General features: G+C 39.9%; 15 protein-coding genes. All 15 read right to left on the minus strand.

Annotated elements, in window-relative coordinates:
* Positions 1-1656: N-acetylmuramoyl-L-alanine amidase (locus ACTQXY_RS11895; protein WP_441659632.1), on the minus strand; the 1656-nt coding region annotated here is incomplete at its 3' end.
* A gap of 32 nt (positions 1657-1688) precedes the next feature.
* The gene (locus ACTQXY_RS11900) at positions 1689-2228 is read right to left on the minus strand and encodes a GerMN domain-containing protein (RefSeq protein WP_441659633.1); all 540 of its coding nucleotides are present in this window, start codon (positions 2226-2228) and stop codon (positions 1689-1691) included.
* Between the two features lie 236 nt (positions 2229-2464).
* On the minus strand, positions 2465-3382 hold the full coding sequence (locus ACTQXY_RS11905; RefSeq protein WP_441659634.1) for a sugar phosphate nucleotidyltransferase: 918 nt from the start codon (positions 3380-3382) through the stop codon (positions 2465-2467).
* Positions 3383-3392: 10 nt separating this feature from the next.
* Complete coding sequence (locus ACTQXY_RS11910) at positions 3393-3656, minus strand: HPr family phosphocarrier protein (RefSeq protein WP_441659635.1); 264 nt, start codon at positions 3654-3656, stop codon at positions 3393-3395.
* A gap of 18 nt (positions 3657-3674) precedes the next feature.
* Positions 3675-4922 carry a CdaR family protein gene (locus ACTQXY_RS11915; RefSeq protein ID WP_441659636.1) on the minus strand — a complete coding sequence of 416 codons (1248 nt, stop codon included), beginning with the start codon at positions 4920-4922 and terminating at the stop codon, positions 3675-3677.
* The gene (cdaA, locus tag ACTQXY_RS11920; protein WP_441659637.1) at positions 4900-5781 is read right to left on the minus strand and encodes a diadenylate cyclase CdaA; all 882 of its coding nucleotides are present in this window, start codon (positions 5779-5781) and stop codon (positions 4900-4902) included. The genes ACTQXY_RS11915 and cdaA overlap by 23 nt, the downstream gene beginning before the upstream one ends.
* 32 nt (positions 5782-5813) lie before the next feature.
* Entirely contained in the window at positions 5814-6872 is a 1059-nt protein-coding gene (locus ACTQXY_RS11925; protein WP_441659638.1) for a hypothetical protein, read from the minus strand.
* On the minus strand, positions 6873-7268 hold the full coding sequence (locus ACTQXY_RS11930; RefSeq protein ID WP_441659639.1) for a hypothetical protein: 396 nt from the start codon (positions 7266-7268) through the stop codon (positions 6873-6875).
* A 57-nt stretch (positions 7269-7325) separates the two neighbouring features.
* Complete coding sequence (locus ACTQXY_RS11935; protein ID WP_441659640.1) at positions 7326-8009, minus strand: ComF family protein; 684 nt, start codon at positions 8007-8009, stop codon at positions 7326-7328.
* Between the two features lie 60 nt (positions 8010-8069).
* The gene (gene recD2, locus ACTQXY_RS11940; RefSeq protein ID WP_441659641.1) at positions 8070-10280 is read right to left on the minus strand and encodes an SF1B family DNA helicase RecD2; all 2211 of its coding nucleotides are present in this window, start codon (positions 10278-10280) and stop codon (positions 8070-8072) included.
* 94 nt (positions 10281-10374) lie between these two features.
* Positions 10375-11364, minus strand: a complete 990-nt coding sequence (locus ACTQXY_RS11945) for a rod shape-determining protein (protein ID WP_441659642.1) — start codon at positions 11362-11364, stop codon at positions 10375-10377.
* Positions 11365-11468: 104 nt separating this feature from the next.
* Positions 11469-14306, minus strand: a complete 2838-nt coding sequence (gene uvrA, locus ACTQXY_RS11950; protein WP_441659643.1) for an excinuclease ABC subunit UvrA — start codon at positions 14304-14306, stop codon at positions 11469-11471.
* Positions 14307-14313: 7 nt separating this feature from the next.
* Positions 14314-16311, minus strand: coding sequence for an excinuclease ABC subunit UvrB (uvrB, locus tag ACTQXY_RS11955; RefSeq protein WP_441659644.1), 1998 nt, complete (start codon positions 16309-16311; stop codon positions 14314-14316).
* Between the two features lie 719 nt (positions 16312-17030).
* Positions 17031-17414 (minus strand): VOC family protein, encoded by a 384-nt coding sequence (locus ACTQXY_RS11960; protein ID WP_441659645.1) that lies wholly within the window; start codon positions 17412-17414, stop codon positions 17031-17033.
* Between the two features lie 94 nt (positions 17415-17508).
* Positions 17509-17907 carry an XRE family transcriptional regulator gene (locus ACTQXY_RS11965; RefSeq protein WP_441659646.1) on the minus strand — a complete coding sequence of 133 codons (399 nt, stop codon included), beginning with the start codon at positions 17905-17907 and terminating at the stop codon, positions 17509-17511.

Here is a 17907-nt window from a genome sequence, read left to right on the forward strand (position 1 = left end):
TGACAGATCAAAATAGTAATTAGATCCCTCTATCTTTTGATGTCCTTTTACCATCTTTCCATCTGAACCAAAGTAGTAAATCTTGTTCCCTTCAGTCACCCAGCCTTTCCAGACCGTTCCGCTTGACAGATCAAAATAGTAATTAGATCCTTCTATCTTTTGATGTCCTTTTACCATCTTTCCATCTGAGCCATAGTAATAGATTTTATTCCCATCCACTCTCCATCCGCGGTGCATAGCTCCTGTAGACAATGCAAAATAATATCTTTCCCCGCCAATCCACTTTTCGCCATATACCTTCTGGTTATTTTCATAATAGTAGACTTCTCCATCGATAGTAACCCATCCATCTTTATCTTTGCTCAATCCCAAATATTTCGCAATTCCGGTTGCATCTGCAACTCCAAGCTTTTTCAATCCTTCTTCTGTTTTCAGAAAGTTATTCACATCATTAGCATTACTCAAAAAAGCATGTTCCACAATAATGCCTGGTATTCCTTTTTCTTTTGCATAAATTTGAACAGCAAAATAATCCGAAATGGATCCGTCTGGATATTTCTCTCCAACCGTAGTATCTTTACTATAAATCGGAGTCGGACGCTTATTCAATCCTACCGCAGCCAGCTCATCCAAAATCTTCTGCGCCAGTTCTTTTCCCTGCGTTGATAACTCTGGTTTCCAACTAGTATTCGGAATAATAACTTCTGCTCCGTTTGCACTTGCCGATCCTGAATTCAAATGAAGACTCACATATATTTTTGCTCCAGCTCCAGCTGCTGCCTGCACTCTTTTCTCAATACACGCTCCCGAACTTCCTGTTTCCGGATAAGGACACGAGGCAGATGTTCTTGTCATGTAAACTTTCACACCATTATATGTCTCTAACTCTGCCTTTGCATAATTCGCTATTTTTAAAGTAAGTCCCTGTTCTGTCAATCCCGAACCACTCGTCCCACCATGCTTGTTATCGTGTCCCGGGTCTAGTGCCACTACAATTTCTCCTGCTTTCTCAGCAGTTCTTGCCCCCGCAGCCATTCCCATCTCTTTCGTAACTGCATTTAAGGCTGATTCAATATCTTCCTGTGCCTTTGTCTCTCCATTTTCATCAATCGTTACGACAGAGGTATCTATAGCTTGTGCATCTTCTGGATTTAACGGCTGTAACTCCTCGATTCCATCATACGCTTTGTTGACACCAAATTCTGCTTCAACTCCTAATTCACTCAGTAAAAATCTCTGTTCTTTTTCGTTTTCTACAAATCGGATATCAGTTACTTTGTATGTACTCTGCTCATTTTTATCTGTATACTCTTTAGAAAACACATACAGATAGCTTGACTGATTACTGCATATCCATTCTTCTGTTGTTCCATCTTCTTTTTGTACAGTAATGCGCATATTGCTGATTTGTTCTGTTCCATCCCCCCAGGACACAACAATATTCTGCATATTTGGAGCCTCTAAATACGGACTATCCACCAAAATGTAATTTAACCTGTTCCCCGCTTCAAGTACAGCATCTGATTCTAGATGCTCTGACTCTGTTTTTTGCGTAGTGCTATCTTCCATTGCCAATGCGGTACTTGTCGGCAAATTAGAAAATATCATCACCGCAAGTAACACTATTGCTAAAATCCTTTTCTTTATATTTTTCATTCGTTTTTCCTCTGTTTCCCCTTCGCCTAAGTCTATTCGTAACGAATATATCCATCCAAGACTGCATGTCCTGTATCAAATGGATTCCCATTTTCGGTAATTTTCACACCATCACAGTCATAGGCCTCTGAATATGTCCTAACGAAACACTCCAACACCTGCTCAGAACCAGTAGTTCCCATCCCTCTGATGTAATCACCGAATCCTGTGTTTACCGCCAAATCAATTGTCTCTTCTGTATTGTTTACAGACACGCTTTCTACTTCACATTCTGCTGATAGAACTTTTGTCTCTTTCAATTGTTCAACAATTGTCTCTGATAATTCTCCTGTCACAGGTACTTCCTTTTTAGTAATTTCTCCAGTCGTCTCGTCTATATAATAGACTTCTATATCTTTCTGCAATTCATCAGCATCATCATTGAGATCCTCCTGCTCTGCATCATCTTCCACAGGCTCCTTTATATCTTCGTCTTCTAGTGGATTCTCTTGCGGTTGAGTCGTGTCTCCCTTTCCACAACCACTAAGCGCTAGCATCACAACGAATAGCAACGATACTATCTTTCGTTTCATCTTTTCACCTCCCTAAATTAATTATATACAATTTCAATGTACTATATCTTTTTACATTTTTCAACACTAAAAGAGTAATAATACCATGTTTCTTCTTTCTTTATAGAACTCCTCTGCTTCTTTTTTGATTTTTTGCCCGAAACAGCATCGACTTGTTTTCACTCATCGGCAAGCTCAGCCAGAACTGCTAAGCCTACCAACACCCAGACTCAGGGGTCTCCCCTAAAATGAACTTTCTAAAACAACTTTTCCGGATACACACCGCCATCTACAAGTGCACGCACAGAAGCAACTACTGCTGCTTTATCCTCTTTATAAGTCACTCCAAACCATTTATCATGTGATCGCAGTACTTTTACATCTGCGCTTCCATCCGCCAATAAATCTCCAACAATCGTAGGCAAAAGATATTCCGCTTTTAGGCTATTTTCTTCAATACTTGATAAAAATTCTCGAAATCCCTTCTCAAGCGCTTCAAAAAATTCCGGATGCAATCCCCACATGTTCATAGAAACCGGAGAATGCACGTCTACTTCTACCATTCCCTCTTCTGTTCGAACAGCGGCACCATGTTCTGTCTTTTCAATATTTGAAGTCTCAACAATATCTGTCAGCATATGATTTTCATCTACTTTACAGATTCCTCTTGTCACTCCACCATTTTCGCTCAAAGTGTTTCCTAAAACAAATCCAACCATGCTCACCTGAAGCTTATCATTCTTTTCCGATTCCTGAATCAGATGATTATAAGCCTCTACATAAGCTTCCTTTCCATAATAATCATCTGCATTAATTACTAAAAACGGTTCACTCACAACATCTTTACAACAAAGAATCGCCTGACCGGTTCCCCAAGGTTTTGCTCTGTCAGCATATTTTCCTTTAAATTCTTCCGGAATATCCAAAATCTCTTGATATGCATAAGCGACCTCTACAACTTTTTCAATCCTGTTTCCAATCACTTCTTTAAAATCTTTTTCTAAATCCTTGCGGATAACAAATACAACCTTATCAAACCCAGCTTCCATGGCATCATAAATAGAATAATCCATAATGATCTCACCATTCGGTCCTACTGGTTCCAACTGTTTAATTCCTCCGCCAAAACGACTTCCAATACCTGCTGCCATAATTATCAACGTTGCTTTTGCCATCTTCTTCCTCCTATTCGCCAAGCCCTTCTTCCACGATTCTTATCATTTCTTCCAAAGCTTTTTCTTCATCCTCACCTTCGCAAATCACTTCAATCACATCACCTTTTTTTATACAAGCTCCCAAAACACTCAATACGCTTTTGGCATTGGCACTTGTATTTTTCGAAAGAAAGGTAATTTTACTCTGAAACTGCATTGCAGTCTTGCAAAACAGACCCGCAGGTCTTAAATGAAGACCTGTCGGGTTATTAATTGTCAGTTTTTTTCGTACCATTGTTCTGTCCCCCTCGTTTTATTTTTTCGTCAAAATAACCTGTATCGTTGCACCACCGACAAAGCTACATCCTTCCGGAAGGCTTGCTATTGTAATCGGAACATCATATATTCCTGGTTCACTATAACTCTTTAAATCTATAGATGCTGCAATCTTCTCAGAAGACATATTTTCCAATGCCTCATCAAGACCTTCGAATTGTAACTCCACATTCTGATCCGGACCATATGAGATTTCCATTCCCTCCGGTAAATTATTGACTGCCACCGAACGCACTGGAATAGCAATATTTTTTATTCCCTCTTTTTCAATCAAAATATTTACTACAACACTTCCGGAAGCACCTTCTGTCAGACTAATTCCTTCCGGAAGATAATCGGTAATATTTACCACAACTCTTGTTGTCTCCGTAAGATTTTCCTGCCTGAGCGCACTGCTTCCAACTTCTATATACTCTATCTGTTCTACATCTTCACGACTTCCCATAATTGTAATATATTGTGGTTCAATCTCCAATCCCGATACAGCATATCCATTCTCAGTTCCAATCTCAGATTGATCAAATTTCAATTCCACTTCCCTCGTCTCCAACAAGTGCACTTTGATGTTCACTCCGCTACTGTCCACATCGCTGGATAGTAAATTTTTATCAATCACATTATCTGCAGAATCGTAATAAATCAATTCATCTGCTTTTAAAGTCGCATCTTCCGACAATCCAGAAACGTCAACTCTTGCAACCACCTTACTAATTCTTCCAAGCGAAGACTTAGGTCCACTGATATCAATAGACTTAGGTTCCGCTTCTAGTTCTCCAATCACATAACCACTCTGCAAATCTCCTGTTGCAATTGCAGTAACCGGAAATGTTTTATTCTCAATATTTTCTTTTACAATCTGAATATTTCTAGGGTTGGGTAATGCTTCTTTATAATCGCCTTCAAACCCCTCTATCGTGATTCTCACTGGAACAGAACCAGATTGTTCCTCTTTCAAATCAGCTACAGCCTTGATGTCCTCTGTCTTAATTTTTTCCATAATAGAACGTTCAGCTTTTACCGTAACCGCAACCTGTTTTACATCATCTGCAATTTTAAATGTCTGCCCATGACCAGTTACCACCTCTGGATTTGCCACCGTAATCTCTGGATAAAATGTCTTTGTGACAATCGGTCTTGAAATATTTATCACAACAAGCCACAAAAGTGCTGAAAAAAGAAGTGCTATGAACTTTAGGCCAAAATTATTTGTCAGTCTGTTTTTCATTCTTTCGCCTTCCTTTCCATATCATAAACCGTCTTTCTTCCAGAGATTTATTCTGTACCTGGACAAGTTTCTCCCTTAAAAACTCCTCCTTCACATTCCTTGTAAGATGTCCTCCCATCGCTATCGATACATATCCTGTCTCTTCTGAGACTGCAATTACAAGCGCATCACTTACTTCGCTCATCCCCACAGCTGCTCTATGTCTCGTTCCAAGTTCTTTGCTAAGTCCCATATTATCAGACAGCGGCAGATAACATGTAGCCGAGACAATTCGATTGCCTCTCACAATAACAGCTCCATCGTGAAGCGGTGTATTATGCTCAAAGATATTAATCAGCACCTGACTGGACACTAAACAATCCAATTCGATCCCCGTATTCTGGTACTCTGTAAGCATAATTTCCTGCTCTACTACAATCAATGCTCCGGTCTTCACCTTTCCCATCTCATAACATGCTGTCACAAGTGCATCAATTGTTTTATCATCAAATCTTCCCGACTCCTTACTTCGCTCAAATGGAACAACCGAAGTCCAGAAATCTTTTTGTCCCAATCTCTCCAACGCTCTCCGAAGCTCCGGTTGAAACACAACAACCGCAGCTGTCGCCAGAACACTGATAGAATTCGTCGCAATCCATAATATGGTGTGCATTTTTAAGATAGCTGCGAGTAAAATGAAGACAAGCAAAACAATGATCCCTCTCAACAGCATCCATGCTTTTGTATGTTTGATCCACACTATCAACTGATAAACTAGGAATGCAATAATAATAATCTCAATAACATCCGTCACCTGAATTTTGGGAAAATACAATTCTTTAAAATATATTTCAAAAAAATTCTGTAGTTTCTGTCCCATTTTCTCACCTCCATCTCTTTTCTATCACTTCACTAACGTCTTAATTCTTCTTCTAACAGTTCTCGAATCTCCAATTCTTCTTGCAATGCTTTTGTAAGAAGCATCTCATCAGTCTGGTTCCTCAGTATCTTCTCCTGTCGCCATCCATCCATTTTTGATGTCTCCTGACGCTCATTAATTCGTTTTACCGTTTTTTCCGGCGCTGCAACTGTTACCTTAGGAACTGCCTTTACATAATAGACATATTCATCATCTTCAAACTGAAGCCGCTCTGTTCTTGAATAATCAACCGCAAAAACAAAAAACTCTAACACCAACGTCAATAACACGGAAACAATCGTTCCGATAATTACGGTTACATACGGAGCATCTACATGCATTGCAATCTTGCCGATCACCACCACTATCACATATATAAGCCCCCCAGAGACAATCGCAATCTTCCATGCATTGTCAATCGATAGTTTTCTCAAGCTGTATACTACAAACAAGCATATCATAAGTGCAATAATTGTAATCCACATATCTTTATTATTTAGCAGCTGCTGGGCAAATGCACTCAGTTGAGCAAGCATCTCCGCATCCCCAGCCCCTTTAATCGTCGTTTCATATGCTTTGACATATGTGACCATATAGCAGGCAATCGTTCCAAAAGCAATCGGAACCGCGCACAACGGGCTTCCTATTAATCCATACACAATCGGAATCAACATTGGTATCTTCAAAGCAAACGCAATTGGTGTCAGCAATAGAATAATTGCCTTATCCGGTGTGAATCGAAAATATAGAATAAACATCACCAAAAACAAAACCGCTGCCACAATCGCTACTCCCATAGACAGCGTATAAAACTGGACAATCGTAAGCAATACTGCCGCTACAACCGTAGCTGCAACTGGCAAAAATGTACAAATCACCGAAAGCCCAAGTGTAACTATCGGATTGGCTGCAAGCTTCATAAATCCAATATTGTTACTAATGAATATAAGAGTTGTCAGCGCCAAGACAAACTGTATTCCTTTATCTATAATTTTAGAATATCTTGCATATAGTCTCAGTATAGTCTCTCTTACCTCAATCAAACGATCCATCTACATATTCTCCTTCTCATAAAGTTTATTTAAAACTAATAGATTATGGCTATATTTTTTCACACGCGCCCTCGCTTCACTGTGTTTTTTCTGATAAAATCGTCCACTTGCCAGCCAATATACAATCATCACAACCAAATATACAGCTAAAATTGCTATTAGCAAAATAATCGCCTTCGCCAATGTCAAGCCTTCCAAAATCTGATCCATATATATAACTCCAAGCAATCCAACGATCATACCATATCCAATTGTAGTCCAAATCATAGTTGCTAATCTATGAAAGCTCACATAATCTTTCTTATAGTAAGAACTCACCTTAAAATCTTCTTTGCCTTTTTTTTCTTCGTAGGAAGCAAGTTGCACCATAAGTTTTACTCGTTCTTCATTCAACATAAACGTCACCTCTAAGCTTGTTTTCCCCTTAAGACATTAGTTTCAGTATAACATTATTCAGTATCCTTGTCCAATACTTATAGTCAAAAAATATACTTTTCGCGCCCCTCTGCTTTTCAATTCCTTTGTCACTGTATCAATCGTACTTCCCGTTGTATAAATATCATCAATTACTAACACATTCTTATAGTTTGCCCATTGGCTTGTAATCGAAAATGCCTGTTTTAGATTTTTCTTTCGTTCTTTATCATTCAGCTCTTTCTGAGGTCTTGTATATCGATTACGAATTACGGATTTACAATCGACCGGAATGTCCATTATTTCACCAAGATTTCTTGCGATAATTTCTGCCTGATTATACCCCCGCAGTCTTTTCTTCTTTCGATGCAATGGAATTGGAATAATCACTTCCACTCCCCACTCTCGTATCAATCTTCCATAAATACGAAACATCTCCTTTGCATAAAACTCCCCATAAATGCGCCTATTTTTATATTTGAACTGATAAATCGACAGACTGACGGGCATCTTATGCATCCAGATACTTCTCCCTTGTTCATATGTATGTACATTTTTCTGACAGTCGTAACAATACTCCTGCTCTTCATAACGAACCGGCTTCCCACATTTTTTACATCTTGGTTCCGTTATATAAACTACTTTTTCTGCACACTCCTTACACAGTTCCTTTTCGCTTACTTTTCCACAAAAGCAACATGTTTTTGGGTAAATTATCCCCAAAATCTTTCTCCAAATGTCCATAGTTATTCACTGACTCTAGACACATTTCAAATATCTCATCTAAAATTCCTGTATACATTCTACAAGACTCGTATATCGATTCTGCTCATTTGCATTTCGAATCATCTCTTGAAATGTCACATCGCTTCCAACAAGTGTCACACATTTTTTTGCTCTCGTCACCGCCGTATAGATCAAATTCCGGTGATAAAGCTGCCTTGGTCCCTGCAGAAGCGGAATCACAACCGCAGGGTACTCACTCCCCTGCGATTTATGTATGGTGATAGCATATGCCAACTCCAACTCGTCTAATAACTGAAACGGATAATTCACTTTCTTTTTTTCCTCGTATTCTACTTCCACCGTCTCCGTGTATGAATTAATGGATATAATTCTGCCAATGTCGCCATTAAACACACCGATTCCTTTATCCACAACGAGACCGTATTTTGTCGCAATCTCCCATTCCAGCTGATAATTATTTTTTATCTGCATTACTTTGTCGCCAACACGAAAAAGCTTATCCCCATATTGTTTTTCTTCTTTACTTTTATCCGGCGGATTCAGATACTGCTGCAGAATCGTATTCAGCCGCTCCACACCCAAAAGACCTTTCCGCATCGGAGTTAAAACCTGTATATCAAACGGATCTGCCCCCACATATTTCGGTAATTTTTTTTGAATCAAGGCAATCACAACACTAATGATCGTGTTGGCATCCTGTCTTTTTAAAAAGAAAAAGTCTCTGCTCTTATTATCTAAAATGACCTCTTCACCACGATTGATCTTATGGGCATTCACCACAATGTCACTTTGTTCTGCCTGTCGAAAAATCTTTGTCAATGTAATAACAGGGAAACACTCTGATTTAATCAAATCTTTCAAAACACTTCCCGCCCCTACAGAAGGAAGTTGATCCTGGTCTCCCACAAGAATCAGTCTTGTCCCAACCATAATCGCATTCAACAACACATGCATCAAAGGCAGATCCACCATAGACATCTCATCAATAATGATAACATCTGTCTCCAGTGGATTCTCCTGATTTCTCGCAAATTCCATGCGATTGTCGTCATTTCCAGGTGCGTATGCCAATTCTAGCATCCTGTGAATTGTCCTAGCCTCACAGCCAGTTGCCTCCGTCATACGTTTTGCAGCTCGCCCCGTCGGTGCCGCCAAAAAAATATCCATGCCTTCACTCTCAAAAAAGTGAATCATCGCATTGATTGTTGTCGTCTTTCCGGTTCCAGGTCCTCCCGTCAGAACCAGCACTCCATTTCTCACGGCTTCTTTCACTGCCGTCCGCTGGAGTTCATCCAATGAAAGTTCCGCATCTTCCTCAATCTGCTGAAGTCTCTTTTCAATCGCATCCTCCGCAATCTCATAAGAAACATTCAAATCATGCAGCATCTTTGCACTGTTTAATTCTAAGTAATAATAATGTGCCGGATACACCCGGACTCCATCTTCTTTCTCTTTCAAAACAACTTTCTTTTCCATCGCCAAGTCCATGAGATACTTCTGTATGTCACAGATCTCGACTTCCAAAAGCTGCATCGTTCTCCTAAGCAGTTCTTCCTGCGGAAGATAGACATGTCCGTCTGTCACACTCTGCAACAGCACATAAAAAATCCCACTTCGTATCCTAAAATCAGAGTCTGTGTGAATTCCCACTTTCGTCGCAATCTCATCTGCTGTCTTGAAGCCAACTCCCTGCACATGGTCTGCAATCTGATATGGGTTCTCCTCCATCACTCGATAAACGCTCTGCCCATAATGTTCATAGATTTTTGCTGCCAAAGTAAGTGAAATGCCGTATTTTTGAAGGTAAATCATCGCTTTTCGCATATCCTTCTTTTCTTCCACCTGCTCTGAAATCTCACGCGCTTTCCGCTCACTAATTCCTTTTACTTCTGCAAGACGTTCCGGTTCTTCTTCAATAATACGAAATGTATCATCTTTAAACTTGCGTACAATTCTTCCAGCAAGTGCAGAACCAAGCCCTTTAATCGCACCGGATCCTAAATATCGCTCAATCGACACCAAATCCTCTGGCTCTTTCACTTGGTGAGAAATCACTTGCAGTTGCATGCCATACACATTGTGATTTGCATATTCCCCGGACACTTCCAGCATTTCACCCTCACTAATATACGGAAATGTCCCGACACATGTAAGTTCTCCATCTCTATTCGTCAAATGAAACACCGTATAGCCATTCTCTTCATTTCGGAATACGATATGCTCTACATATCCCTTTATGACTTCCAAAACCTCATCCTCCATCTTGTATAAGAAAAGCTCTTCTGATATTAGACGACAAGAGCCGTCTCTTTAAGAGACAGCCCTCACTCACTCTACACACTTACGCTTCTTTTCTTCCACTCATAAATTCTACAAATTGACCTGTTCCAATTGCAACGACTTTCATCGGATCTTCCGCTGTCATTGTATTAATTCCTGTCTTTTCTTCTATCAATTCTTCCAAACCACGAAGAAGTGCTCCTCCTCCTGTCAAAACGATTCCTCTATCCAAAATATCTGCTGATAGTTCTGGCGGTGTTCTCTCCAATACTGCAATAACAGCCTCTACAATCTGCCCTGTCGTCTCTTTCAAAGCTTCTTCGGTCTCAGAAGATGTCACTGTCACAGTCTTCGGAAGCCCTGTAACAAGGTTGCGTCCACGCACTTCCATCGTCTCTTCTTCCACCAACGGATAAGTTGTCCCAATTTTAATCTTAATATCTTCCGCTGTACGCTCCCCAATTAGCAGATTATGTTTTTTACGCATAAATCTTACGATCGCTTCATCAAAGTCATCACCGGCAATTTTAATTGATGTATTTACTACCGTTCCTCCAAGTGAGATAACCGCAATATCCGCAGTTCCTCCACCGATATCTACAATCATATTTCCACATGGTTTTGCTATATCAATTCCTGCTCCAATCGCAGCTGCAACCGGCTCTTCAATTAAGTGTACTTCTCTTGCGCCAGCTGCAAAAGTTGCTTCCTCTACTGCCTTCTTTTCTACTTCTGTAACACCACTCGGCACACAAATACTGATCCGCGGCTTCTTAAAAGTTCTCTTTCCCACCGCCTTCTGCACGAAGTATTTGATCATCTTTTCCGTCACTGTATAGTCTGAAATGACCCCCTGTCTCAATGGTCTTACAGCTATAATATTTCCAGGTGTCCTTCCAAGCATCAATCTCGCTTCTTCACCAATCGCCTTAATTGCATTTGTATCTCTGTCAAAAGCAACTACAGATGGCTCTTTCAACACTACACCTTTTCCCTTTACATACACTAGAACACTAGCTGTTCCCAAATCGATTCCGATATCAATTGACATCTGATTTCTCCTTTCACTGCACTTATCTATTCTATCATCTTTCGTTATTATACATATACTTTATTCATTATAATAAAAATTCCAATAAATGCAAAGAGTTTTTTTTAATTTAAACTTTTTTTAAGGATTATGTCTATATACTTGCCTGTATACGATGCTGGATTGGCGGCAATCTCCTCAGGTGTTCCCGTTGCCACAACGGTTCCACCTTTATCTCCACCCTCTGGACCTATGTCGATAATGTAGTCCGCCGTCTTAATCACATCTAAATTATGCTCAATCACAATTACTGTATTTCCATCTGCTGACAAACGGTGCAGGATTTCTGTCAATTTGTGCACGTCCGCAAAATGAAGTCCCGTTGTCGGTTCATCTAAAATATACACCGTTCTTCCCGTGCTTCTCTTGCTCAATTCAGTTGCCAATTTAATTCGTTGTGCCTCACCGCCAGAAAGTGTAGTGGACGGCTGCCCTAATCGAATGTAAGAAAGTCCAACATCATACAGTGTCTCCATCTTTCTTCGAATACTCGGCACATTTTCAAAGAAATGAAGCGCCTCCTCCACAGTCATATTCAGCACATCATAAATACTCTTTCCTTTGTATTTTACTTCTAAAGTCTCCCTGTTATATCGCTTCCCATCACATACTTCACACGGAACATATACATCCGGAAGAAAGTGCATCTCAATTTTTAAAATCCCATCTCCTGAACAAGCCTCACATCTTCCGCCTTTGACATTAAAACTAAATCTCCCTTTTTTATATCCTTTTGCCTTTGCATCCGCAGTTGCCGCAAAAAGATCACGAATCAAATCAAAGACTCCTGTATAGGTCGCCGGATTCGATCTTGGCATTCTTCCAATCGGCGACTGATCAATATCAATCACTTTGTCAAACTGTTCAATTCCTTCCATCCGCTTGTGCCCCCCCGGAATTGTTCTTGCTCTATTGAGATCCTTAGAAAGTCTTTTGTAAAGAATTTCATTTACTAATGAACTTTTTCCTGAACCAGAGACTCCTGTCACACATGTCATTACACCAACTGGAAATGAGACATCAATGTTCTTTAAATTGTTTTCTGTCGCCCCGATTACTTTCAGCCATCCTTTCGGTTCTTTGCGCACCTCCGGTACCGGAATCTGCATTCGTCCACTCAGGTATGCACCGGTAATAGAATTCTTATTCCACATAATCTCCTTTGCGGTACCTGCAGCAACAACTTCTCCACCATGTTCGCCCGCTCCTGGACCAATATCCACAATATAGTCCGCCTCCAGCATCGTATCTTCATCATGCTCTACTACAATCAAACTGTTTCCCAGATCACGTAGATGTTTCAATGTCTTCAATAGTTTGTCATTGTCTCGCTGGTGCAATCCGATACTCGGCTCATCCAAAATATAAGCCACTCCAACCAAACCTGAACCAATCTGTGTTGCCAAACGGATACGCTGAGCCTCTCCTCCCGAAAGGCTTCCTGTTGCTCTGGCAAGCGTCAGATAATCCAATCCTACATCCATCAAAAATCCAATGCGTGCTTTGATTTCTTTTAAAATCTGTCCGCCGATTAACTCCTGCGTCTTTGTGAGCTCTAATCCTTCCAAAAACTGTTGAAGTTTTTCAATCGAAAGCGATGTGACTTCCGCAATATTTTTATCTCCCACTGTAACCGCCAATGCACTCTTTTTCAATCTCTGTCCGCCGCATTCATGGCAAGGCGTAATCCGCATAAAACTTTCGTATTCCGCTTTCATCGTCTCTGAGCCTGTTTCACGATATCTTCTCTCTACATTTTTTATAATTCCTTCGAATGCAACATCATAAATGCCTTCTCCACGCTGTCCTTTATAATATACTTTCACTTCTCGTCCATTGGTTCCATGAATCAAAATATCCTTGATTTCCTGCGGATAATCTTGGAATGGAGTGCTCAAAGAGAAATTATATTCTTTACAAAGAGCCTCTAAGATTGCTCTCGTATAACTTCCTTTGTCTGTACAAGACTGCCATCCCATCACTACGATAGCCCCCTCATCAATACTTAATGATTGGTCCGGAATCATCAAATCTACATCAAATTCCATCTTGTATCCCAATCCAAAGCAAACTGGACATGCCCCAAATGGATTATTAAAAGAAAAGCTTCTCGGTTCAATCTCTTCGATACTGATTCCACAATCCGGACACGAAAAACTCTGACTAAAGTTCAAAGGTTCTCCGCCAATCACATCTACAACCAAAAGTCCCTCCGCCAATGCCAATACACTTTCAATTGAATCTGTCAATCTCTTTTGAATACCTTCTCTCACGACAAGTCTGTCCACAATAATCTCTATATTATGCTTAATATTTTTGTCTAGAGAAATTTCTTCTGACAATTCATACAGATTCCCATCAATCCGCACACGTACATAACCGCTTTTCTTTGCCTTTTCTAGTAACTTTTCATGTCTGCCTTTTCGTCCTCTCACAACCGGTGCAAGAAGCTGGATCTTCGTTCCCTCCGGCACCCCCATAATCTGGTCCACCATCTGATCCACCGTCTGTTTTTTTATCTCCTTCCCACATTTCGGACAATGTGGAATCCCTATTCTTGCATAGAGCAGACGAAAATAATCGTAAATCTCTGTCACCGTTCCAACTGTAGAACGCGGATTTCGATTCGTTGACTTCTGATCAATAGAAATTGCTGGTGAAAGTCCCTCAATACTTTCTACATTCGGTTTTTCCATCTGTCCGAGGAACTGTCTCGCATAAGATGACAGCGATTCCATATACCTTCTCTGTCCTTCTGCATAAATTGTGTCAAACGCAAGGGACGACTTCCCCGATCCACTTAGTCCCGTCAACACAACAAGTTCATTTCTTGGAATATCCAAATCTATATTTTTCAAATTGTGCTCATTGGCACCCCGTATTTTAATATATTGTTTTGCCATCGTATGCTCACCCTTCCATATCCTGTAACTGCTTTTTCAGTTCAATTAATTTGTCACGCAGCTCTGCTGCTGCCTCGAAATTCAATTCTGCTGCCGCTTTCTTCATCTGCTTTGTAACATCTTTTATCAGTTTTTCCAATTCTTTTTCACTCATCGACTCCGGATCTTTTTCAAGACGTAATTCCTCTGCTGCTACCTTCTTAGAAATACTAATGAGATCTCGCACTGACTTTTTAACAGTCTGAGGTGTAATTCCATGCTCCTCATTGTATGCCATCTGTATCTTTCTTCTTCGTTCTGTCTCTTGAATCGCTTTTTCCATCGACTCTGTCACATGATCCGCATACATGATAACATGACCATCCGCATTACGGGCAGCTCGCCCAATCGTCTGAATAAGCGAAGTCTCTGAGCGCAAGAATCCTTCCTTATCCGCATCTAAAATTGCAACCAATGTAATCTCAGGAATATCAAGCCCCTCACGCAACAGATTGATTCCGACAAGCACATCAAATACATCCAAACGCATATCCCGAATAATCTCTGTTCTCTCTAACGTATCAATATCTGAATGAAGATACTTCACCCGTATACCAAGTTCACGCATATAATCCGTCAAATCTTCCGCCATTCGTTTCGTCAATGTTGTAATAAGAACCTTATTTTTCTTTGAAATTTCCCTGTTCACTTCACCGACCAAATCGTCGATCTGTCCTTCCACAGGACGCACTTCGACCTCCGGATCAAGAAGACCTGTCGGTCGGATAATCTGATCCACACGCAAAAGTTCATTCTTTTCTTCATATTCTCCCGGCGTTGCAGATACAAACAACATCTGATTTACCTTACTTTCAAATTCCTCAAAATTAAGCGGTCTGTTGTCCTTTGCTGACGGCAAACGGAATCCATAATCTACAAGAGTTGACTTTCTCGACTGATCACCCATGTACATTCCACCAATCTGAGGAATAGTCTTGTGCGATTCATCAATCATAATCAAAAAATCATCTGGAAAATAGTCAATCAATGTGTGCGGTGGCTGCCCTGGCTCCAGTCCCGTTAAATGCCTTGAATAATTCTCAATCCCCGAACAAAATCCCGTCTCTCGCATCATCTCAATATCGAAATTTGTCCGCTCTGCAATACGCTGTGCTTCCAAAAGCTTGTCTTCTCCTTTAAAATATCGGACTCTTTCCTCCAATTCTTCCTCTATCGCCTTTGTTGCTCGATCCAACGCTTCTTTTGACACAACATAATGGGATGCCGGGAAAATCGCTACATGCTTCAACGCATTTTTAATCTCGCCCGTCAAAACATCAATCTCTGTTATTCTCTCTACTTCATCCCCAAAAAATTCTACGCGAATTGCATAATCTTCTGAAACTGCCGGAAAGATCTCCAACACATCTCCTCTTACCCGAAATGTCCCACGTTTAAAATCCATATCATTTCGATCATACTGTATCTCAATCAACTTCGCAACAACCTCATCCCGATCTTTTATCATGCCAGGGCGCAGTGAAATTACCATCTCCTGATAATCAATCGGCGAACCTAATCCATAAATGCAGGATACACTCGCCACAATAATCACATCCCGTCGTTCAGACAGTGCTGCCGTTGCCGAATGGCGCAGCTTATCAATCTCATCATTGATGGACGAATCTTTCGCAATATAAGTGTCAGATGACGGAACATACGCTTCCGGTTGGTAATAGTCATAATAACTCATAAATAGTTCCACAGAATTATCAGGAAAAAATTCCTTAAATTCACCATATAACTGTGCTGCCAAGGTCTTGTTATGTGCAATTACCAATGTTGGTCTATTCAATTGTGCAATGACATTCGCCATCGTAAATGTCTTTCCCGAACCGGTTGCACCAAGTAATGTCTGACATTGGTTGCCTTCTTTAAATCCTTTCACAAGTTGCTCGATGGCTTGTGGCTGGTCGCCGGTTGGCTGATATGGAGCTTCTAATTTAAAAATTTTTTCTTCACTCATACACACTTCTCCCTCTATGATTCTTGAATACTTGTGTGGTAATTACACAATCTTTTTGTGTAATTATGATATCCTTTTTCCTATATAAATCACAACACATATATTTTGTCGCATTAGGATGTTTCTATTGTCGCTTTAAGAACAAACGTTCTTATTTCATTTTATCTCATGTATTGTTTAGTGTCAACTCTTGTTTTTAGGATTTTATTGTGCTGCATTGTCGTAGTTTTTATTGTACGAAAACAGGCGACAAAATATCGCCTGTTCTAAGATACGTCCGCATAAAATAGACGACTTCTGAATCGGAAGTGTGCAGAATCGTTGAAGTATCCTATTGGAAAGATCGCGATTTACGGCAATCACCGTAACAGAAGAGCATTGCCATTGTCATCGTATCGCTGTATTTTGCTGTCATCATAGTTCTCCTTCCTTATGCCAATACATACCAAACAAATGTATGTATTCAAAACAATAGACGGAACGTTTTACGAACCGCCTGCTTATTTACTCTTTTTCTGAAAAATATGGTAAGGTCTGTAATTTCTTTTCAAGTTCCTCATCATAAATCGGAATGCCCATTTTATCGAACAGTTCAATTCAGTAAGGGCAAAGAATCCGCCGATTTGTATCCAGCATCTTCACTAGTACATGGAGATTTTTCAATAACAGAATTGCCTGTTTCGTCAATTCTATCTGTTCGTCATCGGATTGATTCATCATCATCGCCTCTCGGATCTTTTGAACATCGGCGTTCCCACCTCAATCAAATTACCGTCCAAATCATAAAAACGAATTACTTTCTGTCCCCAACTGTGCACCATGAGGCGATTAACATACTGAATCGAAGGATATAATGTTTCCAATTTTTCAATAAATGCTTCCATATTTTGTTCCTCAAAATATAGCTCACAAGAATTGTTTTTCGGGATAATATCTTTTCCAAGAAATTTTTTCCATATTTTTTCATCCTGTAACACAAGACCTTCCGTCAGAATCATGTTACCGTCATTATCAAGCACCATATCAAGACCAAACAAATCATGATAAAAGCGTTTTGATTTTTCAATATCTTTTACAACAATCAAAATATTCTTTAATTTCATTGCCCTGCTCTCCTTTATCTCCATATTTTTATAAAAAGCATGTCTTAATACATGCGTTTTGCTATACTTCTTGACTTCTCCTTTAAACGGAGTTTTACATTTTCTTCCGTGTCAGGAAAATTCCAGCAACTGCTCCAACAAAGACTATCGGCGCTAACCTGAAAAACAACCATTCAAATACATGAAATCCAACTCCCAAAACAGCTGTTTCCGGGTCATTATAATTCCAATTTAGATAGGGGCTGTTTAATTCAATTAAGACCGCCGAAATTATTACTATAACTGCACACAATGTAATAAGTAATCCTTGAATAATTTTTCGTCTTACAATCTTCTTTTGTGCGAGTTGTAAATTTATAATCTCCAGTTTTTCTGAAATTACTTCTAAATCACTGGCCTTAGTTTCAACAACAGTTTCTCCAAGTAAAATACTAACAGGGGTTTCTAGAACCTCTAATATGGAAATCAGTATATCAGAGTCAGGAACCGACAT

This window comes from Faecalimonas sp. LCP19S3_D12 (assembly GCF_052121495.1).
Lineage (GTDB): Bacteria > Bacillota > Clostridia > Lachnospirales > Lachnospiraceae > Faecalimonas.